The sequence below is a fragment of the Humibacter soli genome, from assembly GCF_054779035.1.
Genome location: NZ_BAAGYX010000002.1, coordinates 226157 through 247756, shown reverse-complemented (window position 1 = coordinate 247756; position 21600 = coordinate 226157). Strand labels below are relative to the sequence as shown.

The window sequence follows — 21600 nt, the reverse complement described above, 5'->3', positions numbered from 1 at the left end:
CCTCGCCCAACCCCCACCCGACACCATCCCGCCCCCTTCACCCCACCCACGCCCGACGCCATCCCCGCCCGACGCCATCCCCCACGCCGCCCTGCCCCGCGAAGTCGTCGCCAGTTGTTGTGCGTTCGTGGACATGGATGCCGCAACAAGTGGCGACGACTTGAGGGTGGTGTGGGTTGGCGACGACTTTGCGGCAGGTGGTGTGGGGTGGCGACGACTCCGCGGCAGGTGGGGTGGTGGGGCGACACTCGGCGGGACCCCACGCGGGACGCGACGTGGATGACGGCCCCGCAGTTTACACGCGTCGGGGAGAATGAGCGCCGACGGCCCGAAGGAGACGACTGCCGTGACATCCATGCCGAGCGCCCCGTCTGGCGGACAGCTGGCGCGACGCCTGAACCTGGGCGACGCCGTCGTCATCGGGCTCGGGTCGATGATCGGTGCCGGCATCTTCGCATCGTTCGCCCCGGCGGCCGAGGCAGCGGGTGTCGGCCTGCTGGTAGGGCTTCTGATCGCAGGATTCATCGCGTTCTGCAACGCCACGTCGTCGGCCCAGCTCGCCGCTCAGTACCCGACCTCGGGCGGCACCTACGTCTATGGACGCGAACAGCTTGGCGCCTGGCCGGGGTTCTTTGCCGGATGGTCGTTCGTGATCGGCAAGACGGCCAGCTCGGCGGCGATGGCTCTCACGTTCGCCACCTACGCCGTGCCTGCCGCCTGGGTGAAGCCCGTCGCGATCGTCGCCGTACTCGTGCTCACCGGGGTGAACGCCCTCGGGGTCACGCGCACGGCTCTGCTCACGCGCATCCTGGTCGCGATCTCCCTCGTGGCGCTCACAGTGGCCGTCATCATCGGCTTCACTCACACCGCGGCGAGCGCGTCAGAGGCCGGGCCGCCCGTAACGCTGTACGGCACGCTGCAGTCCGCCGGGCTCCTCTTCTTCGCGTTCGCCGGATACGCCCGCATCGCCACCATGGGCGAGGAGGTCATCAACCCCTCGCGCACCATTCCGCGGGCCATCACCACCGCGCTGGGCATCACGCTGGTCGTGTACGCACTCGTGGCCGTCTCCGCTCTGCACGCGCTCGGTGCAGCAGGACTCGCCTCGGCGACCGCCCCGCTAGACGCCGTCGCGCAGACGACGGGTGCGGACTGGCCAGGGATCGTCATCCGCATCGGTGCTGCGGCCGCAGCGCTCGGAGCCCTGCTCGCGATGATCGCGGGCATCGGTCGTACCGGCCTCGCCATGGCGCGTCAGCGCGACATCCCCGGGTGGTTCGACGCCGTGCACCCGAGGTTCCACGTGCCCTACCGGGCCGAGATCGCGGTCGGCCTGATCGTGTGCGTGCTCGTCGCCTTCACGGATCTGCGCGGCGCGATCGCCTTCTCCTCGTTCGGCGTACTCCTCTATTACTTCGTGGCGAACGCCTCCGCGTGGACGCAGCGCCGCGAGAATCGCCGCTACCCTCGGTTCCTCGCCGTCGCGGGAGCGGTCGGCTGCGTCATCCTCGTCGTCACGTTGCCGGTGCCCGCGATCATCGCCGGCGTGATCGTGCTCGCCGTAGGCGTCGCGTACCGCGCGATCCGCCTGCGTGTCAGCGGCGGCGGGAGCCGCTAGCTCGGAGCGACAACTCCTAGCCCAGCTGTTCGGGCTGCCTGGCCGAGTTCCACGTCAGAGGTCGCAATGTCGTCGACACCGAATCGCACCGCCGTGGCGAGATGGATGGCATCGTTGGATCGCAACGGAGTGTGGGTGCCCGCCGCGAGCGCTCGTGTGCCTCGATCGCGCGCCTCAGCGGCGCCCGGGGGCGGCGGTGCTCTGACGGATGACCAACTCGGGCGTGATCGTGATGGCGTCGCCCTCCGCCTCGGTCTCCTCGATCAACCGCACGACGTGGTCGACGGCGACGCGGCCCATCTGCTCGAACGGCTGACGGATGGTCGTCAGCGGCGGCGCGGCGAACGGGGCGAGGGCGATGTCGTCCATGCCGACCACCGACACGTCACCCGGGATACGCCGGCCGTGCTCGATCAGGGCGCGCATGATGCCGAACGCCATTTCGTCCGACGACGCGAAGACCGCTGTCACGTCGTCCATGCGGGCGAGGATCTGACCGTTGCGGTAGCCGGATTCTGGCGTCCAGTCGCCGTGCAGCACGGGCGGCGGCGTGCGCCCGGCCTCGCGCAGCGTGCGCTCCCATCCCGTTGTTCGGCCGGCGGCGTCCTTCCAGCTTGCCGGGCCGGCGACATGCCAGACCGTCTCGTGCCCGAGGCCGAGCAGGTGCTCGACAGCGATCGTGCCTGCGGCCAGTTGGTCCATGGCGATGATCTCGCCCACCTCTGACGCCAGGGCGTCGATGACGACAGTCGGCAGCCCGGCCGTCGCATGCTCGAGCGACTCTTCGTCCCACACGGGCAGCGCCACGACGAGCCCGTCGATTCCCTGGTTGCGCAGATGCTCGATCGCCTCGCTGAGCGCCGCGGGTGAGACCGAGGTCGTGCCCGCCGCGCTCACGAAGTATCCGTTCGCGCGTGCCGACCGCTGGATGCCGAGCATCATGGATGCCCCCGCATACTGATCCGACTCGTGGGTCAGAACCCCGATCGTCATGCTGCGCCCGGTCACGAGCGCGCGGGCCAGCCCCGTGCGCCGGTAGCCCGTCTTCTCGATGGCGGCCTCGACCTGCAGCCGAGTCACGTCGCTGACATTGGGATGACCGCGCATGACGCGGGAGACGGTCTGAGGCGACACCCCCGCGAGCGACGCGACATCGGCCATGGTGGGCTGGCGGATGCGCTGCACCTTTGCCGCGGTCTCTGTCGCGTCAACATCCGTTGCGGATGCCACCGGGTCGCTCGCTGCGACGCTGCCGCTCATCTCCATGCCCCGATCATCGCCAGCCGATCTGTGTTAAGCCTTGGCATCCGTGCCATTGCGTGAGCCGGTGCTCAGGTCGACGCTGCCGACTGGGCTCGACGCGGCGAACGCCCGCACCTGCGTGAGCGCGAACGGGCCGCGGTACGCGTCCAGCTCGATCTCGAGCGCGATCACTTCGACGGCAGGGAACCGGATGATGCGCTGATACCCCACCGAGCGCGCCCGTCCGAGCTCGAGGCTTTCGCCGTCGGGGCTGGTGCCTCGCACGCTGACACTCTCGATCTGCTGCCCGATCAGGATGTCCTCCCGCAGCGCGACCGCGTCGATCGTGCGCGCCGCATCCCACGTCAGCGAGAGCGTCTCTGGCAAGCCGGTCGGCGCCGGACGCCATCCCCGGTCAGCCACCTCACCACTCGACACAGTGACAGCAGCGGAACCCGCGATATCGCTCGCGTCGAACGCGCGGATACGGTCACCGAGTGCGGCGAGCGTATCCAGGTCCTCATCGGCGAGCAGCCCGTCGCGCGCGGGCGGCACATTGAGCAGGAATGTCGCGTTGCCGCCGACACTCGAGAGGTAGATCTCGAACAGCTCGTCCACCGAGCGCACCGCCGAGTCCTCCGCCGGGTGATGAAACCATCCTGGCCTGATCGAGGTGTTCACCTCCGCCGGGTACCAGACCAGCGGCTCGGTGGAGGCGAGAAGGGCATCACGGCTTCCGAGATCGGCGTCGTCGCTCAGTACACGACGGGCGAACTCCCCGTCATCCGCCTGCTGCGAGCGGGAGGCGATGCCCTCCGCCTCGCGCAGCGACGCCGGCACGACGCTCCACTCGTCGGGCCTGGTGTGCCCTGCCTCGTTGCCGCACCAGCGCACATCGGGGCCGCAGACGCTGATGACCGCGTTCGGCTGCAAGCTGCGGACGACCTCGTAGTAGCGGTCCCAGTCGTAGTACTGCCGCCGGCCGTCAGGCCCCTCGCCGTTCGCGCCATCGAGCCACACCGTGAAGATCTCGCCGTACCCGGTGAGCAGCTCGGTCAGCTGCGCGACGAAGAAGTCGTCGTACGCAGGGCCGCTGCCATAGCTCTGCTCGGTGCGGTCCCACGGCGAGAGATAGACGCCGAACCTCAGCCCGCGCTCGGCGCACGCTCGGGCGACCTCGGCGACGACATCCCCCTCGCCGCCGCGCCACGGACTCGACGCCACGCTGTGCGACGACACCTTGGTGGGCCACAGCGCGAAGCCGTCGTGATGCTTGCACGTGAGGATGACGCCCGTCATCCCTGCTGAGGCGATGGCGTCGACCCACTGCCCGGCATCCAGCGCGGTCGGGTCGAACAGCTCGGGCGACTCGTGGCCGAGGCCCCACTCGCGGTCGGTCATCGTGTTCATGCCGAAGTGGATGAACGCGTAGAACTCCATGCGCTGCCACGCCACCTGACGCTCCGACGGGCGCACGAAGGAGGCTTCGCGGATGCTCGCCGCGTCGTGCGCTGCGAGATGGGGCAGCCCGGAATTCGTCATGTTCAAGGAGATCCTTTCTGCGGAGCGGTGTCGTGCCGAAGCGGCATCATACGTCTGCCCGGAAGGCCGTGGTGTGGCCTCCCGGGCAGATGTGTCAGGTGGGTCAGCCGACCAGTTGCCAGGGGCCCTTCGCGTCTCCTGGTGCCTGGTTGCGGGTCCACCACTTCGCCTCGTACAGCTTGCCCTGGTAGCTGACGATGTCACCGGCAGTGAAGATGCGGGATGCCGTCCACAGCACGGTCCCGTCGCTGGTGGTCGACAGCTGCTCCCACGGACCGTTCGGGTCCCCTGGTGTCTGGTTCCTGGTCCAGTAGTCGGCCTTGTACCGCTCACCCTGGTACACGACCACGTCACCGGTGTTGAAGACGCGGGTCGGGGTCCAGATCGCGGTGCCATCCGGCGCGGTCCGCACCTGCTGCCACGAACCGTTCACATCGCCCGGCTTCTGGTTCTGCGTCCACCACGACGCCACCCACAGGGTGCCGTCGTACACGACCTTGCCGCCGGCGGTGTACGCCGTCGATGCCGACCACGCGGGAGCGAACACGAACGACACCGTGGCAGTCACGGGGCTGCCGCTTGTGGCGACCAGACCCGACCGCACCGTGTACGTCACCGGCACCGTCCCGGCCTTCGACGAATCCCAGCCGGACGCCGTCACGTCGGCATCCGTCAGCGTCACCGTAGAACCGTCCGCCAACGTCGCATGGAACACCGCAGCACCCGCCGCAGCCGTCCCCGTCGGCAACGCCTCCGCCGACGGCTCCACCGACAACGTCCGCACCGCCGACGCCAGACCAGCCTTCGCCGATGTGATGGCCGACGTCGCGGCATCCAGCTCGGCCTGCGTCACGCCGGACTTGGCGAGAACCGCTGCACCGGCGTCCCGCGCCGCCTTCACGGACGCCCACGAATCCGCGGTGTAGTCGCTCGCCTTCAGCGCATCAGCGTCGGCGACAGCGGCCGTCAACGCCGTCGAGTCGATGATCTCGACCGACACCTTGACCGTCTTGGTCGACTCGAACGAGAACTGCAGCCCAGAGCTGCCGAGGTCCTTGCCCGCGAGGAACGCCGGCGAGATGCGATAGACCGTCTTGCCGTCCGCGTCACTCGTCGTGTAGTCGTCCGTGCCGAGGGCGCCGACGATCGCGCCGGCCGGCGTGACGTAGTTGATCGCCTGGAGTGTGTCGCCGTCGGGGTCGACGGTGAACGCGACCTGGTTGTCCGCTGCGTCGGCCTTCGCGGCGTTGCGGTCGAACACCGCGGCGTCGGGCGTGACGGTCGGGTCCGTGACGGGCTTCGTGCTGTACACGCCGATCTCGGTCATCGTGGGGGTGCCGGTCGAGCCGGGCAGCAGCGACGCGATCGAGAGACGCAGCTTGGAGCTCGTGACCACGCCGAAGTCCTTGACCACGGCGCTGACACCCATCGCGGACTGCGTCGAGAACGTCACCCACGAGTTCGTGGCGTCATCCCACTTCTGCAACGAGTAGTTCGCCACCCTCGCTTTGGTGCCCGAGTCCGTGAACTCAGACAGGTCGACCTCGTCGAACGCGGTCGGCGCGCCGAAATCGATGTCGATGTTCAGCGGGTAGGTCACCACGTCATCCGCGGCCCACCTGGTCGTCTTGTCACCGTCCACCAGTCGCGATGCGGCGTACTGCGCTCCGGCGTGCGTCGAGGTCGCCGTGATCGGCTTGTTCAGCGCGAGGTCGGTGCGCCCGTCCTTTCCGATGTTCTCGATCGGATCGGTGTCGACCGGGTTCGTCACGACGGCGCCATTGGCCGTCTCGGCGAGACCGATGTCAGGTGCCTTGCCGCGGTAGTTCGCGTTGCCCAAGAAGTCCTTGGTGCCGATGTGCGCGTTGTATCGCCCCTTGTCCACGAGAGGGGATGTCGGCGAGATCGCGAACGGCGCCACCGATGTGAGGATGTCGTCGACGCTGGCGGTCTTGGCGTAGTCAGCAGGGTTGCCGACGAACTGCGGGTCACCGATCACGGCATGCGCGTCGGTCGGCTGGTTCGGCGAGTACTTGCCGCTGGCCTCGTAGTAGGCGTTGTTCGTGAACACGCCGTTGGCGAGCGCGCCCGGCTGCGTGAACCACTTCGTGGTCGTCGTCTTCGAGCTGTTGTAGAAGATGTTGTTTGCGAAGTAGACCTTGTCCTTCAGCACGGCGTCGTGGAACGAACTGAGCTTCGAGCCGTCGTAGACGATCACGTTGTTCATCACGTAGGTCGGCGAGTAGTTCGTCGACAGCATGTTCTTCCAGATGACGCCGTTGTCGTTCACGCTCAGGTTGTAGCGCGCGATCGAGTTCGAGCTGTTGCCCATGTACGACATCCAGCCGCCGAGGTTGTCGTGCGAGTAGTTGTACTCGTACGTGACGTTGAAGTTGGTGTACTCGAGGTCCCATGGGGTGGCGTCGTACTGTTGCGCGGGGCCGCCGTAGATCTCGTTGTAGCGCATCACCGAGTCGGCGCCCGCCCAGAGGTAGAGGCCTGCGGAGACACCGTTGTAGCGCTGCAGCCATCCGTTCGCCTCGTTGTACTCGGCGACGAGGTTCTTGATGTCGCCGAACTGATACGCGCCTTGGCCGATGCTCTCCGCGTAGTTGTGGCCGATGTAGATGTCGCGGCTGTAGAGGTCGCGATCACGGATCCAGAGCTGCTCCCAACCCTCGTGGAACTTGCCAGTCGAGTCGTTGTAGCCGACGCTGTCGCCCCACCAGTTGAAGCCGAACTGCACGGCGTTCAACTCCACATGGGTGAAGGTGTTGTTCTCGACTCGTGAGCCCTGGAAGTAGTACCCGCCGGTGCCGTAGCTGCCGTATTGGTTCTTGCCGAAGACCTGGAAGTCGACGCCCGCTTCGTAGATCTTCTGCCAGGAGTCGGGGCCGTCGATGTCGTGCACGTTGAGGTCGGAGATGTGGATGCCGTGCATGATCGTGTTGTCGCCGGGGGCGAACAGGTCTGCGTTGATCGAGACCGAGACGCCGTCCCTGACGACGTTGCCTGTGGTCATGTTCGTGTTGAAGTCGTCATCGTTGGACAGCTCCAGGTGCGCGATGTTCCAGTACTCCTGGTTGCGCAGCACGACCGCGCCGCTGAGTCCGACGGTGTCAGGGTTCTTCGTGCCGTTTGCGAGCAGAGCTGCGGGAACATGACCGTTTGTCGAGATGTAGGGCAGTCCGTCATCCGGATTCCCGTAGGCGTCGATGGTGATCGGCGCCGACTCGGTTCCCGAGCCCTTCGGCCACAGCTGCTCGTCGTTCCAGGTGTCGCCGCCCTTGAGCAGGATGCGGTCGCCGGGCTGGAACGTGGTCGCGTTCGCCTTGGCGAGCGTCTTCCATGCCGCACCGGGCGAGGTGCCGGCTGCACTGTCGTCACCGCCGGAGGAGTCGATGTAGTAGTCGGTTCCGCCTGTGGTGTTCGCAGTGTTGCCTGCCCACTCAGACGATGGATCGGCGCCCGCAGCGTGTGCCGGCGCCGTCACCCCGAACGTGAGCAGCGCTGCGACCACCGCCGCGCTGACGGTGGCCGGCCAACGCCATGGCGCACCGCTTCTGACAGCTCTCATAGGTGTCTTCCTCTTTCCCGAATGTGTTTCTTCCCGAATGTGCTTGGTGGTTCATCCGTGTCCGCGTCGGCGCGGGTCGCGGACACTACTTGAGGTCGTCGGTCTCCGCGCGACGGGTCTTCTCGATCAGCTCGTCGACCTTCTGCTCGACGAGCTTCGCCCGCAGCTCGTCTCCGTGCTTCGCGAGCGCCGCGGCGGCATCCACGTTCCGTGCGTCGACACGCAGCACGACCCACGTGCCTCGCTGCGTGAAGGGTTCCGTTGTGCTGCCGACTGTGGCGTCCTGTAGTTGCTGCGTGGTGTCGGGCGAGAACCCGGCAGCATCGAGAGTGTCCGGACCGATGGTCTCGGCCTTCAGCGTCGCGCCGGGGATGCTCGTCGCCAGCAGCTCAAGAGTCGGTCGCGGGCCGTCGCCGACCAGCGCAGCCGGGGCGCTGCCGTCCGTAGCGGCCGGCACCGACAACGCGGTCACCGTGTAAGTCGTCGCACCGGCCGACCAATCGCCGAGGTGCGCCCTGAGGTTCGCGCCGACCTGCGCATCGGTGACGACCACCCGGGGCGAGCTGCCGCTGCTCAGTGCCTCGACCAGCTTGTTGCGCAGGTCGCTGAGGGTGCGTGAGTAGAACTCCTGCGGCGTGTAGGTGGTCTTTCCGTAGACCACCTGGCCACTCGCCGCGAGGGCCTGCTTCGTCGTGTTGGCTTGCTGACGGGCATCCAGAATCTGGGCGGGACTCGTCATGGATGTCACCCCTGCGTCGTGTGCGAGGGTGACGAGTGCGTGGTCCTGAGCGATGGCGTCCAGCGCCTTCCTGCGAGCGGTCGCATCGTCCAATCCCTCGTGGCGAGCGAGGTCGATCTGGAACGTCAGCTCGTCCTGGCCGACGGCGGCACCGTCGATGGTTCCGATCGGCCTCGGGGCCAGGCAGATGACGAGAGCGACGGCACCCAATGCGACGATCACCGCCGCTCCAACGACGAGAACGAACGGTCTGCGCACGAAACGGGCTTTGCGAGAGACGGTCATCGCAGCTCCATCCACCTTTGGTCGAGTCATCATGACACAAAATGGCATCGATGCCAATAGATATACAACGAAACGATCGAGCCCCCATGTAACCCCGCTGTAACACGGTGCGCCTACAGTCCGGACATGGAGCGCTACACGATACGGCATGCCGTGGCATCCGACATCGCGCACCTGAACGACATGCTCGTGGAGGCCGTGAACGGTGCTGCCGCCTCGACGGGAGTACGTCGTTCACGTATCGCGGTGCTCGACGACCCGCGCGCCATCCTGTATCTCTCCGGCTGGAAGCGCCCGTCGGACTTCGGTGCGATCGCGGTCGACGAACGGGGAAGCTCGGTCGGAGCGGCGTGGGCCCGTGTGCTGTCACCGGAATCGGCGGGCGACGGTTTCGTGGCATCCGGCGTGCCCGAACTCACGATCGGAGTGAACCCGCTCTGGCGCGCCCGCGGGATCGGTCGCGATCTGCTGCGCGCCGTGCTCACACAGGCCAAAGTGCTCGGCCACTCCCGCGTCAGCCTCGCCGTCGAGCCGGACAACTTCGCACGCCGGCTGTATCTGACCGAGGGGTTCCGCACGGTGAGAGTGACGGAGTCGTTCGAGGTGATGGTGCGGCAGTCGTCGTAGCCACCCCGCATACCACCTCAGCCGGCGAGACGCCTGCGTGACGCCACGAGGTGGGTGCGCATCGCCGCCTGGGCGGCCACCGCGTCGCCCTCCGCGATCGCGTCGAGCACCGCTGCGTGCTCATGCTGGAGCCGCCGCACTCGCTCGTCGTCGTGACTGAGTCGTTCCCCCGGCACGGCGAGCATCCCGACACCCCAGGCGTCGAGAAGCGCGACGAAGTGCTGGTTCGCTGTGGCCCGAGCAACAGCCACGTGGAACGCGAAGTCAGCGGCGACGTGAGCGGCAGGGTCGTACGCGGCGGCGTCACGCGCGGCATCCGTCATCGCGGCCAGCGCGGTGCGCAGCGCTCCGAGCTGGTCGGCGGTGCGGCGCCGAGCGGCGAGGCCGGCGGCCTCCACCTCGACGGCGGTGCGCAGCTCGAACAGCTGGAGCAGTCCGGCAAGGTCGTCGACCTGTGACGCGCCCACTGTGATCGGTGTCTCATTCGGCAGGGCGAGCACGAAGGTGCCACGGCCCTGCTGCGAGCGCACCACTCCCGCGGCGCCGAGCTGGGCGATGGCCTCACGCACGACCGTGCGACTGACCCCGAACCGATCGCCGAGCTCGGACTCCGTCGGCAGCTTCGCACCGGGGCGCACCACACCGGAACGGATCAGGTCGAGCAGGTCGGCGGCGAGCTGCTCCGACCGACGGGGTCGACCCGCACCGCTCGCACCTTCCGCCGTGGTGCCGGTCGCCGCCCCTGCGCCGGATGCCGTCACGAGTCCGCACCGCCCACGGCGTCGATCACCGTCACGTCGGCGACCGTCCACCCCGGGACCGCGCCGCTCAGGGTGACGCCGATGCCGGGTCGGTCGGGCACGGGCATCTTGCCGTCGACGATCTCGAGTCGCTCCTCGAACAACGGCTCGAGCCACTCGAAGTGCTCGACCCACGGCTCGCGGGGGTAGGTGGCGGCGAGGTGCAGGTGCAGCTCCATCGCGAAGTGGGGCGCCAGGTCGAGGCCTGCCTCGTCGGCGAGCGCGAGCAGCCGCTGGAACTGGGAGATGCCGCCGATGCGAGGAGCGTCGGGCTGCAGGATGTCCACCGCCCGCGCCTCGATGAGGTCGCGGTGTTCGCGCACGCTGGTGAGCATCTCACCGGACGCGATCGGAGTATCGAGCGCCCGCGCGAGGTCAGCGTGGCCGGCCGCGTCGTAGGCATCCAACGGCTCCTCGATCCACACCAGACCGAACTCCTCGAGCGCGCGGCCCATGCGGATGGCGGTCGGTCGGTCCCACTGCTGATTGGCGTCGACCATCAGGGGCACGTCCTCGCCGAGAGCCTCGCGCACAGCGCGGACCCTTCGAAGATCCTCACGCGCGTCGGGCTGGCCGACCTTGATCTTGATGCCGCGGATGCCCCGAGCCAGCGACGCCTGGGCGTTCTCGATCACCTGCTCGATGGGCGTGTGCAGGAACCCGCCCGACGTGTTGTAGCAACGCACCGCGTCGTGGTGGGCGCCGAGCAGCCTCGCGAGCGGCAGTCCAGCTCCCTTCGCCTTAAGGTCCCACAGGGCATTGTCGATGGCAGCGATCGCCTGCGTCGCCGCGCCGCTGCGTCCCACCGAGGCGCCGGCCCACACCATCGCGGTCCACAGCCGCTGGATGTCGCTCGGGTCGCGCCCGATCAGCACCGGTGCGACCTCTCGGGCGTGCGCGAACTGGGCGTCGCCCCCAGCGCGCTTCGAGTAACTGAACCCGAGTCCCTCGTGCCCCTGCTCGGTGAGCACCTCGGCGAACAGCATCGCCACCTCGGTCATCGGCCGCTGGCGACCGGTGAGCACCTTGGCGTCGCTGATCGGCGTGGCCAGCGGCAGACGCACGGAGCGGAGACGGACGGAACGGATTGCATCCGGATGCGACATGACGACCCTTCGAGAGCCCTTCGGCGAGCTCACAGGTCATCATACAAGTTAGTGACTTGTCATATCCGGGTTATGTCTACCCGACCGCCCGCACGGCAAACGGCTCGAGTTCGGCATCTTCGCCGCCCACCGAGACGGCAACGAGCTCGCCGCTGTGGTTGATGGCCAGCGTGCCGCCCGCGGCCAGCCGGATCAGCTCGACGCCCTCAGGGCTCGGCTGCTTCAATCCAGCGAGCCCGGCGGTCTCAAGCGCACGGTCGACGATGCCGGACAGACCCGCCTGGTCGGGGATGAACCCGACATGGATGCTGTGCCCTGCTCCGCTCCGCCTGTGGGTGATCGCGGGCCGGCCGTCGCGCCATCCGCCTCGGAATCGACCGATCACGTCGGCATCGGCGACCTCGAGCACCTCGGCGAGGGTGGATGCCACGACGGTCCGGCCATCGAACTCGACATCCAACGGGGTCGGAAGGCCCTCATGCTCGCTGACGTGAGCGCCGACGACTTCTTTCAGCCGCGTGAGGAAGCCGCCGGTGAGGAAGCGGTCATCGAGGTCGGAGACATCGGTGAACGCCGTCGTGACGAGGGTCCCACCGCTCTCGACCCACTCGGCGAGGCGGGATGCCGTGTCGTCGCTCATCAGCCCGAGCTGGGGTGCGATCACGAGATCGTATTCGCTGAGGTCGGCACCCGGGTGCGCGAGGTCGACGAGAACGTTCTTGCGGTGAAGCGACGCATGCCAGGCCTGCACGTTCGCCAGGTAGTCGAGCTGGGCTGGATGGTCGGGCGCGCCGAGCGACCACCAGTTCTCCCAGTCGAGAAGAACCGCGACCCGGGCATCCGCTGCTCGCTCCTCGGGGAGTTCGGCGAGCGTGCGTCCCAGCTCGGTGACCTCTCGCCACGTGCGCGTCCCCGTTCCCCCGTGCGGAAGCATTGCGGAGTGGAACTTCTCGGCGCCCGAGCGGGACTGTCGCCATTGGAAGAAGAGGATGCCCGTCGCGCCACGAGCAATCGCCTGCCTGCTCAGCGCTGCCATCTGGCCGGGCGCCTTCGGGGCGTTCACCGGCCGCCAGTTCACGGCGTTCGCCGCCTGCTCCATCAGGATCCAAGGCCGCCCGCCGCCGAGCGAGCGCATCAGGTCGCGGGTGAAGGCGGACCCGCGGAACGACTCGGGGTCGGCCGGATCGGGGTAGTTGTCATCCGAGATGATGTCGAGCTCCGAGGCCCACGACCAGTAGTCGATCGGCTCGAACGCACCCATGAAGTTGGTGGTCACCGGCTGCTCGGCGCCGGCGGCACGGATGATCCCCTTCTCCATTCTGAAGAGGTCGAGGAACGCGGCGGAGGTGAACCGCTTGAAGTCCAGCCAGCCGGTGGGATTGGTGCTGTACGGAGCGGTGCGCGGTGGGAGCACCTCGTCGAAGCTTCCGTAGATCTGCGACCAGAACGCGGTGCCCCACGCCTCGTTCAGGCGATCGATCGTCGAGTACTTCTCGCGCAGCCACTCGCGGAACGCCAGCTCGGCGTTGATCGAGTAGTCGGCGTGCAGGTGGCATCCGTACTCGTTGTTGATGTGCCACATCTGCACGGCAGGATGCTCGGCGTATCGCTCCGTCATCCGCCTGACCAGCTCGCTCGCGAACCTGCGGTAGTCGGGCGCGGTCGGCGCGTAATGCTGCCTGCTTCCGGGGCCGAGAGTCACTCCGTCGCGCGTCACCGGCAGCGACTGCGGATAGTCGACGCTCAGCCAGTGCGGAGGCGAGGCCGTCGCCGTCGCGAGGCAGACGCCGATCCCTCCTTCGTGCAGCAGATCGAGGATGCGATCCAGCCACTCCCAGTCGAAAACGCCCTCGGCGGGTTGGATGCGCGACCACGAGAACACGCCCAGCGTCACGAGGTTCACCCCGGCCTCGCGCATCAGCTGTACGTCCTCTTGCCAGACGGACTCCGGCCACTGCTCCGGGTTGTAGTCGCCGCCGTAATAGATCATGTCGACCAACCCTGGCACAACGGGAGCGGATGTCATTGAGCGAGACACTGGTAGCGTCACTACCGGTAGTGTTACTATCGGTGACGTGCTCATCTCCGAACTCTCCGAACGCTCAGCCACTCCGGCCGCCACCATCAAGTACTACGTGCGCGAGGGACTGCTGCCCGCCGGTGAGCGCGTCGGCGGCAACCGCACCGTATACGGGGACGAGCACGAACGCCGGCTGAAGCTCATCAGGGCGATGCTCGAGGTGGGCAAACTGTCCATCGCCGCCGTTCACGGTGTGCTCGATGCCCTCGACGAACCCGGCGCTCCCGTCGGCCACGCCTTCGACGTCGCCCAGCAGGCGGTGTCGCGGTCAGCCGTGCCCGCTGTGGCTCCGCCGAGTGCTCAGGCGCTCGAGCGGGTGGATGCGTTGGTCATCCGCTCCGGCTGGGCCGATTGCGAAGACAACATCGGCCGCGGCATCGCTGCACAGGTGATCGACGCGTTCGACAACGCCGGCTTCCCCCTGCCCGACGACTACCTCGACAGCTACGCAACGGCCGCACGCCAGCAGGCCGAAGCCGACCTGCGCACGGTTGCCGCCATCCCCGATCCGGCACGGATGACCGAGCTCGTCGTCGTCGGCACCGTACTCGGAGACACCCTCGCTCTCGGCCTGCGTCGCATGGCTCAGGCCGTCGTCACGAATGAGAGAAGAATGACATGAAGTCCGTCTTCGCCTGGCACCGTCCGCTCATGACGGTCGCCGGGTTGATGCTCGTGAGCACCATCGTCTGCCTGGTCGGTCTGCTCGTCGACCACCGCCAGATCACCGGCCTCGACGTGTGGGACAAGCCGCTGAAGTTCTCCGTATCCATCCTGCTGTACAGCGTCACCTGGGCCTGGCTCATCGCCCATCTGCCCCGCTGGCGCCGCGCGGCGCACCTCGCCGGAACCATCATCGCCGTCGCGCTGATCATCGAGCAGGCACTCATCATCGGTGCCGCCGCGGCCGGCACCACCAGCCACTTCAACGTCTCGACCCCGCTTGCGCAGACCATCTGGGGAGTCATGGCCGTGTCGATCACGGTCCTCTACGTCTGCACCTTCATCACGACCTTCGCGGTCTTCTTCCTGCGCCTGCCGACGCGATCCACGACGTTCGCGGTACGCGCCGGCGCCGTGATCGCGCTGATCGGCATGGGGCTCGCCTACCTGATGACCGGGCCGACGCCCGGGCAGATCTCCGACTTCCAGGGCATCATCGGCGCTCACACGGTCGGCCTGCCCGACGGCGGACCGGGACTCCCCTTCCTCGGCTGGAGCACCGTCGGCGGAGACCTCCGCATCCCCCACTTCGTCGGGATGCACGCGCTTCAGCTGCTGCCCCTCTTCGCCATCCTGATCGGCTGGCTCGGCCGGCGCTGGCGCGCCCTTGCCGACGACCGGGTGCGGTTCCGTCTCGTGGCCATCGCGACGGTCGCGTATGCGGGAACGCTCACGATCGTGACCTTCCAGGCGCTCGCAGGTCAGTCCATCGTGAAGCCCAGCGGCGTGTTCCTGTTGGGCGGATGGGCGCTCGCGATCGGCTGCGTCGTTGCGGCGGTCATCGTGGTCGCGAGCGGCCCCCGGCTCTCACCGAGTCTCGTGCATCCCGATCAGCTGGGCTCGCCCGAGCAGTCCGCCGCCGAGCACTCCGGTCAGCTCGCGAAGACGGAAGCCAGCCGCTAGCCCCAGGGTGCGGTCGAGCGCGAGCGCCTGAAAGACATAGCGGTGGGCGCCGTGTCCTTTGGGAGGCAGCGGCCCGGCCCACCCGAGCTTGAAGCCGCCTTTTCCCAGCGTGACACCGGCAGGAGCGGCGCCCTTGGAGAGCTCGCCGTCCGCAAGCTGTGACACAACGGACGGGTCGACCACGGCGACGAGGTGAGTGGATGCCCCGGACATGGGTGTGTCAGGGTCCTGAACGACCAACGCGAATTCCGCCGTGCCCTCGGGGAGTGGCGACCACGACAGGGCCGGCGAGACATTCCTGCGGAACACGTGCCCGCGGAAGCGATCGGGGATCTCCCCTGTGTCGCCGTCTTCCGCCCAATCGGCGAAAAGCCGGAAGTTCTCCTGAGCGTCGAACTTCGGGTCGTTCCAGAGCAAGGCCTGATCGCCAGGCTTGTGCGGCAGCGCCACGCCCACTCCTCCTCCGGCGTCACGCACCCGGACACCGTCGCCCAGGTTACGCGCATCGCATTTGCGGCCACAGAGATACTCTGACGACACGAGCCAGATGACGTTCGGGACGTTCATGCGGGCACGTGCCGTTCGTTCTCGGGTTGGCCAGAGGTGGAAGCCGGAGCTGCAACTGTCGCGCGCTCGCACGGGCGGCCCGCTTCAACAAGTTCTCAGGACCCCTCATGGCTAGAACCGGACTTTCCGCCGCGCGCACGCCGTCGACCGACGACGGCGCGTGGCCCTCGCTACGCGTCGATTCGTGGAAGCCGACGCGCGACACCGTGCACATGTGGACCCAGATCGTCGGCAAGATCAAGATGACGGTGTCGCCACCGGTCAATCACTGGTGGCATGCCGCGCTGTACCTGAGCCCGCGCGGCATCACAACCGGGCCGATCCCTGGCGGCCGTGGGGTCTTCGAGATCGAGTTGGACTTCTCCAGCCATCGGTTGACCGTGCAGACGAGCTCGGGAGAAGAACGCGGCTTCCCACTGTCCGGCCACTCGGTCGCTGACTTCTATGCCGACATCTTCGCCGTCCTCCGCGAACTGGACGTCGAGGTCACGATCCATCCGACACCCAATGAGGTGCTGGTCGCGACCCCGTTCTTCGAAGACACCGCCCATTGCACCTACGTTCCCGATCACGCGCACGCCTTCTGGAGCCAGCTCATCGAGGCGCAGCGGGTTCTTCAGCTGCACAGGTCGCGATTCCGCGGAAAGGCGAGCCCGGTCCACTATTTCTGGGGCGCCATAGATCTCGCCGTCACCCGATTCTCGGGACGACCGGCACCGAGGCATCCCGGCGGCGCGCCCAACTGCCCCGACAGTGTGATGGTCGAGGGGTACTCGCGCGAACTGAGCAGCGCCGGCTTCTGGCCGGGCGGCGGCGAAGAGGGCGCCTTCTATTCGTACGCGTACCCCGAACCCGGCGAATTCGAGAATGCCCCGATGCCAGAAGGCGCCTACTACGACGCGGACCTCGGTGAGTTCCTTCTTCCCTACGAAACGGTCAGACGTTCGCCCGACCCAGACGCTCTCGTCCTCGAGTTCCTGGAACGCACCTACCAGGCGGCAGCGACGCTCGGCGACTGGCCCGTCGAGCAGGACATCGCGTGATTCGACTTCACACTTCCACCCCACTACTGAGAATCATCCGGCTCATGGATGCCGGTGCAAAGGAGATATGACATGGCTACGGTGACTTTCGACGAGGCGACGCGCATCTACCCGGGTGTGGCCAAGCCGGCGGTCGACAAGCTGAACCTCGACATCGCCGACGGCGAGTTCCTGGTGCTGGTCGGGCCTTCGGGATCGGGAAAGTCGACATCGCTGCGAATGCTGGCCGGCCTCGAAGAGGTCAATGAGGGCAACATCTTCATCGGCGAGCGCAACGTCACGGATGTTCCGCCGAAGGATCGCGACATCGCGATGGTCTTCCAGAACTACGCGCTTTACCCGCACATGACCGTTGCGGAGAACATGGGCTTCGCGCTGAAGATCGCGGGTGTGCACAAGGACGAGCGGGCGAAGCGTGTGCTCGAGGCCGCGAAGCTGCTGGACCTCGAGCCGTACCTGAACCGCAAGCCGAAGGCGCTGTCCGGTGGTCAGCGTCAGCGCGTCGCGATGGGTCGTGCGATCGTGCGATCGCCGCAGGTGTTCCTCATGGACGAGCCGCTGTCGAACCTCGACGCGAAACTGCGCGTGCAGACGCGCACGCAGATCTCGTCCCTCACCCGTCGTCTCGGCGTGACCACCGTGTACGTCACGCACGACCAGGTCGAGGCTCTGACCATGGGCGACCGCATCGCTGTGCTGGCCGACGGCCTTCTGCAGCACGTCGGCACACCGCGCGAACTGTACGAGAACCCGAACAACGTGTTCGTCGCCGGCTTCATCGGCAGCCCCTCCATGAACCTGTTCACTGCCGATGTGAACGAGGGCGGCATCCAGTTCGGCACTGCGGTCGTTCCCGTCGAGCGGGAGGTGCTCGCCAAGACCGGGCAGCAGATCACCCTCGGCGTACGCCCCGAGGACATCGTGATCTCGACCTCCGCAGGCCAGGGTCTGACGGTCGCCGTCGACCTGGTCGAGGAACTCGGAGCGGATGGCTACCTGTACGGGCACACCGAGGTCGACGAGAAGCGCGTCGACATCATCGCGCGCGTCGACGGTCGGGTGCACCCCAACGCCGGCGACACGATCTATGTGACCGCCAAGCCGCACCGTGTGCACCTGTTCGACGTTGCAAGCGGAGAGCGCCTCAACGGACCGGTCGAGGACTGAGCTCTTCCGTCGGCTCCGCCTTCCTCGGCGGGCGCTTGAATGCCTCGCGCATCATCAGCTGCACCACGGAAGGGGCGCCCGACACAGTGCCGACGGCCGCCGTTGTACGAACGAAGCGGCGGTCGTCGAGCTGGCGGATCATGGCATCCGCGAGATCGATGCGCGACGTGAACTTCTGCGGCACGTAGCGCTCCGCGATGCGATAGTCGCTGACGACATCCGCGTCGAAGAGGCCTGACGGGCGCATGACCGTCCAGTCGACGTCGCTCTCAGAAACGATGCGTTCCATGCGTTTCATGTCGTCGTACAACGTCTTGCCGAGCACGTTCGTCACGAACGGCTGCAGCACGCGTTCGAAGAAGAGGCCACCGTGCGGTCCCGCCTCGAGATCGACCGCGCTCGAGCTCACGGACACGAGGCGTCGCACGCCGTGGATGCCCATCGCGTGAAGCATCGCCTCGGCTCCCGCCGAGTACGTCGTGATCTCCCCTTTGCCGTATGGCACGCCGAGGGCTGAGAGCACGGCATTCTGCCCGGCAACCGCCGGTGCGATCGACTCGGGGTCGAGCACATCACCGCGCTCCACCCTGAGGTTCTCGTGCTGGAGCGGGAAGGTCTGAGGGTTGCGCGTCACTGCGGTGACGACGTGCCCTCGTTCGAGTGCTCCCTTCACCACCAGACGTCCCGTTGGGCCGTTGGCCCCGAACACCACGATGTTCACTAGATTCTCCTTGTCACCGATGTCAGACGATATGAAAACCATACAATATGAGAGTGAGAACATCTATGGGCGAGAACGAGGATGCTCGCGCCCGCAGGCGCACGACGAGCGAGCTCAAGCGGCGATTCCGCGACGTGAACAACCAGATCGCTCTGCTCTCGCACCACGTCTCGGCCCAGGTCGACCTGCGCGACATCGACCTGGACTGCCTCGATTTCTTGGCGCAGCACGGCCCGGCGAGTCCGGGCGCCCTCGCCCGACGAGCCGGCGTGCATCCCGCGACCATGACGGGTGTCATCGACCGTCTGGAGAAGGGCGGTTGGATCCAGCGCGAACGCGCGAAGGATGACCGCCGTGCCGTCGTCATCTCGGTCCGTCCGGAGGCGATCGGTGCCGTGTTCCAGCACTACGACGGCATGAACACCCAGCTGGATGCCGTCTGCGACTCGTACTCCCCGGCAGAGCTCGAGCTGATCGCCGGCTTCCTCGAGCGTGCAGCAGACGCAGGCCGGCAGGCCGTGGCGGAGTTCTCCGAGTCCGACTGAGTCTCCTGCTCAGTCCCCGCCCTCACCCGGCGCCGGCTCGGGATTCGTGACGCGCGCGTAGTCGGGACGGAACCCGTGCTCGATCCCCCAGAGCACCGCCTTCGTGCGGCTGTCGACATCGATTCGGCGATAACAGCTTCTGATGTAGCTCTTCACCGAGTTGATCGACAGATGAGCCACATCGGCGATCTCGTCGTTCGTGAAGCCCTGAGTGATGAGCGCCAGCACCTCGGCCTCCCTCTGGGTGAGACCCTCCTGACGCCCCGGCCAATCCCCGGCCACGATCGTGGCATTGGAGGGGGTGGCGTACACCTGGTTGGCGCCCGCGTGTATGCCCTCGAGCGCTTCGGTGAGCTCTCGCGCCGACATCCCCTTCGAGATGTAGCCGGCTGACCCGTTCGACAGTGCCGCACGCACCAGGTCGTCGTCGACGTTCCACGAATACACGACGACCTTGCTGATCAAAGGGTTGGCCGCGAGGGATTTCACGCGATACCTGTCCCCCTGCGGTGACGCGAACGTGTCGTAGAGAGCGATATCGACGGATGAGCTGACCTCTCGATTGAGGTCGAGCTCGACGACTTCGACGCGATTGCGATACGAAGCGAGCATCGAGGCGAGGCCGCGCACGACGACCTCGTAGTCGTTGATGAGCGCAACAGTGAGAGCCATCGTTTCAGCCTAATAAGTCGGTTTCACCCTTAGGGGTGAAGATTTCACCCCTGCTTATTCCTACCTTTGCACTGGGCATCCCCAACCCACCGTCGGGGCGATATTCGCACCGGTCTCGACGCGACCCGAAGGAGCAAGACTGAAATGGGCACACTGAACCACGGACAGCTGGAGGTAGAGCTGGATGACCAGGTGCTCATCCATCTCGAAACGGTGATCGTGAACAAGTTCCGCCGCGGCGAGCCGTTCGTGCTCACGTGGTGGGACGGCGGTTCGCCCGAGGGCGGCGGCCGACGGTCGCTGTGGCTCACGCCCAGGCATCCTGTGTTCTTCACGTACGCCGACGGCTCGGTGCCGGCTCTGGACGACGAGTGGCTCAGACGGCTGCTGTCGGCGGCGAACACCCCTCGCGGGGTCGTTCTCACCGATGAGCAGCGACAGCCGGCCGAGGTGCGCACGCGCGCGTGATGCGCGATCGCCTGCCGCATGTCAAGGGCTTTCCTCCTCGGCCAGGAGCGAATAGCGTCCCTTATATCCGGCAGGTGTCGTACTCCAGAGGATTCGATCTCCGCTAGGGGTGAGATCGGTCCCAAGGGAGGCGGGTGGGACGCAGTGGATGCCGGCGCGCGGGGCTCATCGTGATGATGAGCCCCGCGGCTTTTCGTCCGGCGCCTTCCTGAGCGTGTTCTGGGTATCGAGCGTCTGCGCGTTTAAGTGACGGAATGGTGAGTCTCTCTAAATGGCTGGTGTACCAACCCGGCCAGGGGGAGGGACCGCTACGTGGCCCAGGTTGCATTCACTCGTTCGTTCACAATTTCTGGATTCCGATCACCAGGTGATCTCGAATGTGCGCTCGTCGGCGAGCTCACCCGGCTCGAGCACGACGTCGCCATCCTCCAGACCCACCTGAAGATTGAGGCCAACGATCGAGAGGCATCCGCGCTGGACTACGAGGTGTTCATCCACGCGGCATCACGCGACTTCATGTCGGCTCTCCAGGCTGCCGCCTTCGTCGCGGATGCCCTGACAACGATCGCACGGCGGCTGGTCGGCGGAGACGCCGGGGCCGCGATCAGCAGTCCAGGAACAACGGCGGTGCGAACCGAGCTACTCGAGGTGCGGCGCTGACGACGTGCGCACCAGCGCGCCGGCACCGACGGCCCCGTACAGTGCAGCGGCCACGATGAATCCGAGGGCCATGAGGAACGACAGCCAGCCGCTCCCGGTGAACATCGTGCCGACGCCGAGCAGGAACGTGAGGATGATCACGATGAACGCCCACAGCGCACTGCCCTGCGCGACACCGGTGCGCCGAGCGGTCATCCAGACCCGCACGGACACGACGATCACACCGATGCCGACGAGCGCGTGAAGACCGAGCAGGATGCCCGCAACCACGGCGCCCGCACCGGAGTTCTCTTCGGGGCTCCCGACGAGGTTGGTGCCCATGCCGAGCAGGAACTGAAGCGCGAGGGCGCTGAGGGCTTCGCGGGATCGGCGGACCAGGACATCGGGGGAACTCGTTGGCATGGACATCGGCGCTTCCTTTCCTCGGCGGATCGGGTCGTTCACGCGCCATTCTGTCCCCGCGGTGGCGGCCTGTCATGGGTCGGCCGGAGTACCTTTGCCTACTCTCCTCGGAG

The 21600-nt window shown here is 66.9% G+C and carries 20 protein-coding genes; 9 read left to right on the top strand and 11 right to left on the bottom strand.

What is annotated here, in order from left to right:
- Window positions 1-355 precede the first annotated feature (355 nt).
- Window positions 356-1618 (top strand): APC family permease, encoded by a 1263-nt coding sequence (locus ACYVDN_RS14275; protein ID WP_460573532.1) that lies wholly within the window; start codon window positions 356-358, stop codon window positions 1616-1618.
- Between the two features lie 174 nt (window positions 1619-1792).
- Here the strand turns inward: ACYVDN_RS14275 and ACYVDN_RS14270 are convergent, their stop codons facing one another.
- The 4 genes from ACYVDN_RS14270 to ACYVDN_RS14255 form a co-directional block, all read right to left on the bottom strand.
- Window positions 1793-2884, bottom strand: a complete 1092-nt coding sequence (locus ACYVDN_RS14270; protein ID WP_460572789.1) for a LacI family DNA-binding transcriptional regulator — start codon at window positions 2882-2884, stop codon at window positions 1793-1795.
- A gap of 27 nt (window positions 2885-2911) precedes the next feature.
- A complete protein-coding gene (locus tag ACYVDN_RS14265) occupies window positions 2912-4402 on the bottom strand; it encodes an alpha-L-fucosidase (RefSeq protein ID WP_460572787.1) in 1491 nt (496 codons plus the stop codon).
- 103 nt (window positions 4403-4505) lie between these two features.
- On the bottom strand, window positions 4506-7979 hold the full coding sequence (locus tag ACYVDN_RS14260) for a carbohydrate-binding protein (RefSeq protein ID WP_460572785.1): 3474 nt from the start codon (window positions 7977-7979) through the stop codon (window positions 4506-4508).
- Between the two features lie 85 nt (window positions 7980-8064).
- Window positions 8065-9003: a hypothetical protein gene (locus ACYVDN_RS14255; protein WP_460572783.1), complete on the bottom strand. Its 939-nt coding sequence runs from the start codon at window positions 9001-9003 to the stop codon at window positions 8065-8067.
- Between the two features lie 126 nt (window positions 9004-9129).
- Here ACYVDN_RS14255 and ACYVDN_RS14250 point away from each other — a divergent pair, with 126 nt between their 5' ends.
- Entirely contained in the window at window positions 9130-9630 is a 501-nt protein-coding gene (locus ACYVDN_RS14250; RefSeq protein ID WP_460572781.1) for a GNAT family N-acetyltransferase, read from the top strand.
- A 17-nt stretch (window positions 9631-9647) separates the two neighbouring features.
- Here ACYVDN_RS14250 and ACYVDN_RS14245 read toward each other — a convergent pair whose 3' ends face one another.
- The 3 genes from ACYVDN_RS14245 to ACYVDN_RS14235 form a co-directional block, all read right to left on the bottom strand.
- On the bottom strand, window positions 9648-10391 hold the full coding sequence (locus ACYVDN_RS14245; RefSeq protein WP_460572779.1) for a FadR/GntR family transcriptional regulator: 744 nt from the start codon (window positions 10389-10391) through the stop codon (window positions 9648-9650).
- On the bottom strand, window positions 10388-11536 hold the full coding sequence (locus tag ACYVDN_RS14240) for a mandelate racemase/muconate lactonizing enzyme family protein (protein ID WP_460573530.1): 1149 nt from the start codon (window positions 11534-11536) through the stop codon (window positions 10388-10390). Before ACYVDN_RS14240 ends, ACYVDN_RS14245 begins: the two co-directional genes overlap by 4 nt.
- 76 nt (window positions 11537-11612) lie before the next feature.
- On the bottom strand, window positions 11613-13562 hold the full coding sequence (locus tag ACYVDN_RS14235; RefSeq protein ID WP_460572777.1) for a beta-galactosidase: 1950 nt from the start codon (window positions 13560-13562) through the stop codon (window positions 11613-11615).
- Window positions 13563-13611: 49 nt separating this feature from the next.
- Between ACYVDN_RS14235 and ACYVDN_RS14230 the strand changes: the two genes are divergently transcribed.
- Together ACYVDN_RS14230 and ACYVDN_RS14225 are read left to right on the top strand one after the other, a co-directional pair.
- Window positions 13612-14238 (top strand): MerR family transcriptional regulator, encoded by a 627-nt coding sequence (locus tag ACYVDN_RS14230; RefSeq protein WP_460572775.1) that lies wholly within the window; start codon window positions 13612-13614, stop codon window positions 14236-14238.
- Window positions 14235-15242, top strand: a complete 1008-nt coding sequence (locus ACYVDN_RS14225; RefSeq protein ID WP_460572773.1) for a hypothetical protein — start codon at window positions 14235-14237, stop codon at window positions 15240-15242. Before ACYVDN_RS14230 ends, ACYVDN_RS14225 begins: the two co-directional genes overlap by 4 nt.
- On the opposite strand, the gene ACYVDN_RS14220 is transcribed toward ACYVDN_RS14225, so the two are convergent.
- A complete protein-coding gene (locus ACYVDN_RS14220; RefSeq protein WP_460572771.1) occupies window positions 15147-15692 on the bottom strand; it encodes a YbhB/YbcL family Raf kinase inhibitor-like protein in 546 nt (181 codons plus the stop codon). The genes ACYVDN_RS14225 and ACYVDN_RS14220 overlap by 96 nt on opposite strands.
- 224 nt (window positions 15693-15916) lie before the next feature.
- Between ACYVDN_RS14220 and ACYVDN_RS14215 the strand changes: the two genes are divergently transcribed.
- The gene (locus ACYVDN_RS14215; protein ID WP_460572769.1) at window positions 15917-16852 is read left to right on the top strand and encodes a DUF5996 family protein; all 936 of its coding nucleotides are present in this window, start codon (window positions 15917-15919) and stop codon (window positions 16850-16852) included.
- 72 nt (window positions 16853-16924) lie between these two features.
- Window positions 16925-18019, top strand: coding sequence for an ABC transporter ATP-binding protein (locus ACYVDN_RS14210; protein WP_460572767.1), 1095 nt, complete (start codon window positions 16925-16927; stop codon window positions 18017-18019).
- Here the strand turns inward: ACYVDN_RS14210 and ACYVDN_RS14205 are convergent.
- Window positions 17997-18740 (bottom strand): NAD(P)-dependent oxidoreductase, encoded by a 744-nt coding sequence (locus ACYVDN_RS14205; protein ID WP_460572765.1) that lies wholly within the window; start codon window positions 18738-18740, stop codon window positions 17997-17999. The genes ACYVDN_RS14210 and ACYVDN_RS14205 overlap by 23 nt on opposite strands.
- A 53-nt stretch (window positions 18741-18793) precedes the next feature.
- Between ACYVDN_RS14205 and ACYVDN_RS14200 the strand changes: the two genes are divergently transcribed.
- A complete protein-coding gene (locus ACYVDN_RS14200; protein WP_460572763.1) occupies window positions 18794-19285 on the top strand; it encodes a MarR family winged helix-turn-helix transcriptional regulator in 492 nt (163 codons plus the stop codon).
- Between the two features lie 9 nt (window positions 19286-19294).
- On the opposite strand, the gene ACYVDN_RS14195 is transcribed toward ACYVDN_RS14200, so the two are convergent.
- Window positions 19295-19957 carry a response regulator transcription factor gene (locus ACYVDN_RS14195; RefSeq protein WP_460572761.1) on the bottom strand — a complete coding sequence of 221 codons (663 nt, stop codon included), beginning with the start codon at window positions 19955-19957 and terminating at the stop codon, window positions 19295-19297.
- A 144-nt stretch (window positions 19958-20101) separates the two neighbouring features.
- On the opposite strand from ACYVDN_RS14195, the gene ACYVDN_RS14190 reads away from it, so the two are divergent.
- Together ACYVDN_RS14190 and ACYVDN_RS14185 are read left to right on the top strand one after the other, a co-directional pair.
- Window positions 20102-20425, top strand: coding sequence for a DUF7882 family protein (locus ACYVDN_RS14190; RefSeq protein ID WP_460572759.1), 324 nt, complete (start codon window positions 20102-20104; stop codon window positions 20423-20425).
- A 312-nt stretch (window positions 20426-20737) separates the two neighbouring features.
- The gene (locus ACYVDN_RS14185; protein ID WP_460572757.1) at window positions 20738-21085 is read left to right on the top strand and encodes a hypothetical protein; all 348 of its coding nucleotides are present in this window, start codon (window positions 20738-20740) and stop codon (window positions 21083-21085) included.
- On the opposite strand, the gene ACYVDN_RS14180 is transcribed toward ACYVDN_RS14185, so the two are convergent.
- Window positions 21065-21493, bottom strand: a complete 429-nt coding sequence (locus ACYVDN_RS14180; protein WP_460572755.1) for a hypothetical protein — start codon at window positions 21491-21493, stop codon at window positions 21065-21067. The genes ACYVDN_RS14185 and ACYVDN_RS14180 overlap by 21 nt on opposite strands.
- Window positions 21494-21600 lie beyond the last annotated feature (107 nt).

Excerpts from the sequence above, each read along its gene's own strand:
- ACYVDN_RS14240 (WP_460573530.1), bottom strand. The coding sequence starts at position 11,536 with ATGTCGCATCCGGATGCAATCCGTTCCGTCCGTCTCCGCTCCGTGCGT.
- ACYVDN_RS14190 (WP_460572759.1), top strand. The coding sequence starts at position 20,102 with ATGGGCACACTGAACCACGGACAGCTGGAGGTAGAGCTGGATGACCAG.
- ACYVDN_RS14260 (WP_460572785.1), bottom strand. The coding sequence starts at position 7,979 with ATGAGAGCTGTCAGAAGCGGTGCGCCATGGCGTTGGCCGGCCACCGTC.
- ACYVDN_RS14255 (WP_460572783.1), bottom strand. The coding sequence starts at position 9,003 with ATGACCGTCTCTCGCAAAGCCCGTTTCGTGCGCAGACCGTTCGTTCTC.
- ACYVDN_RS14215 (WP_460572769.1), top strand. The coding sequence starts at position 15,917 with ATGGCTAGAACCGGACTTTCCGCCGCGCGCACGCCGTCGACCGACGAC.
- ACYVDN_RS14195 (WP_460572761.1), bottom strand. The coding sequence starts at position 19,957 with ATGGCTCTCACTGTTGCGCTCATCAACGACTACGAGGTCGTCGTGCGC.
- ACYVDN_RS14180 (WP_460572755.1), bottom strand. The coding sequence starts at position 21,493 with ATGTCCATGCCAACGAGTTCCCCCGATGTCCTGGTCCGCCGATCCCGC.
- ACYVDN_RS14265 (WP_460572787.1), bottom strand. The coding sequence starts at position 4,402 with ATGACGAATTCCGGGCTGCCCCATCTCGCAGCGCACGACGCGGCGAGC.
- ACYVDN_RS14235 (WP_460572777.1), bottom strand. The coding sequence starts at position 13,562 with ATGACATCCGCTCCCGTTGTGCCAGGGTTGGTCGACATGATCTATTAC.
- ACYVDN_RS14270 (WP_460572789.1), bottom strand. The coding sequence starts at position 2,884 with ATGGAGATGAGCGGCAGCGTCGCAGCGAGCGACCCGGTGGCATCCGCA.
- ACYVDN_RS14275 (WP_460573532.1), top strand. The coding sequence starts at position 356 with ATGCCGAGCGCCCCGTCTGGCGGACAGCTGGCGCGACGCCTGAACCTG.
- ACYVDN_RS14225 (WP_460572773.1), top strand. The coding sequence starts at position 14,235 with ATGAAGTCCGTCTTCGCCTGGCACCGTCCGCTCATGACGGTCGCCGGG.
- ACYVDN_RS14250 (WP_460572781.1), top strand. The coding sequence starts at position 9,130 with ATGGAGCGCTACACGATACGGCATGCCGTGGCATCCGACATCGCGCAC.
- ACYVDN_RS14210 (WP_460572767.1), top strand. The coding sequence starts at position 16,925 with ATGGCTACGGTGACTTTCGACGAGGCGACGCGCATCTACCCGGGTGTG.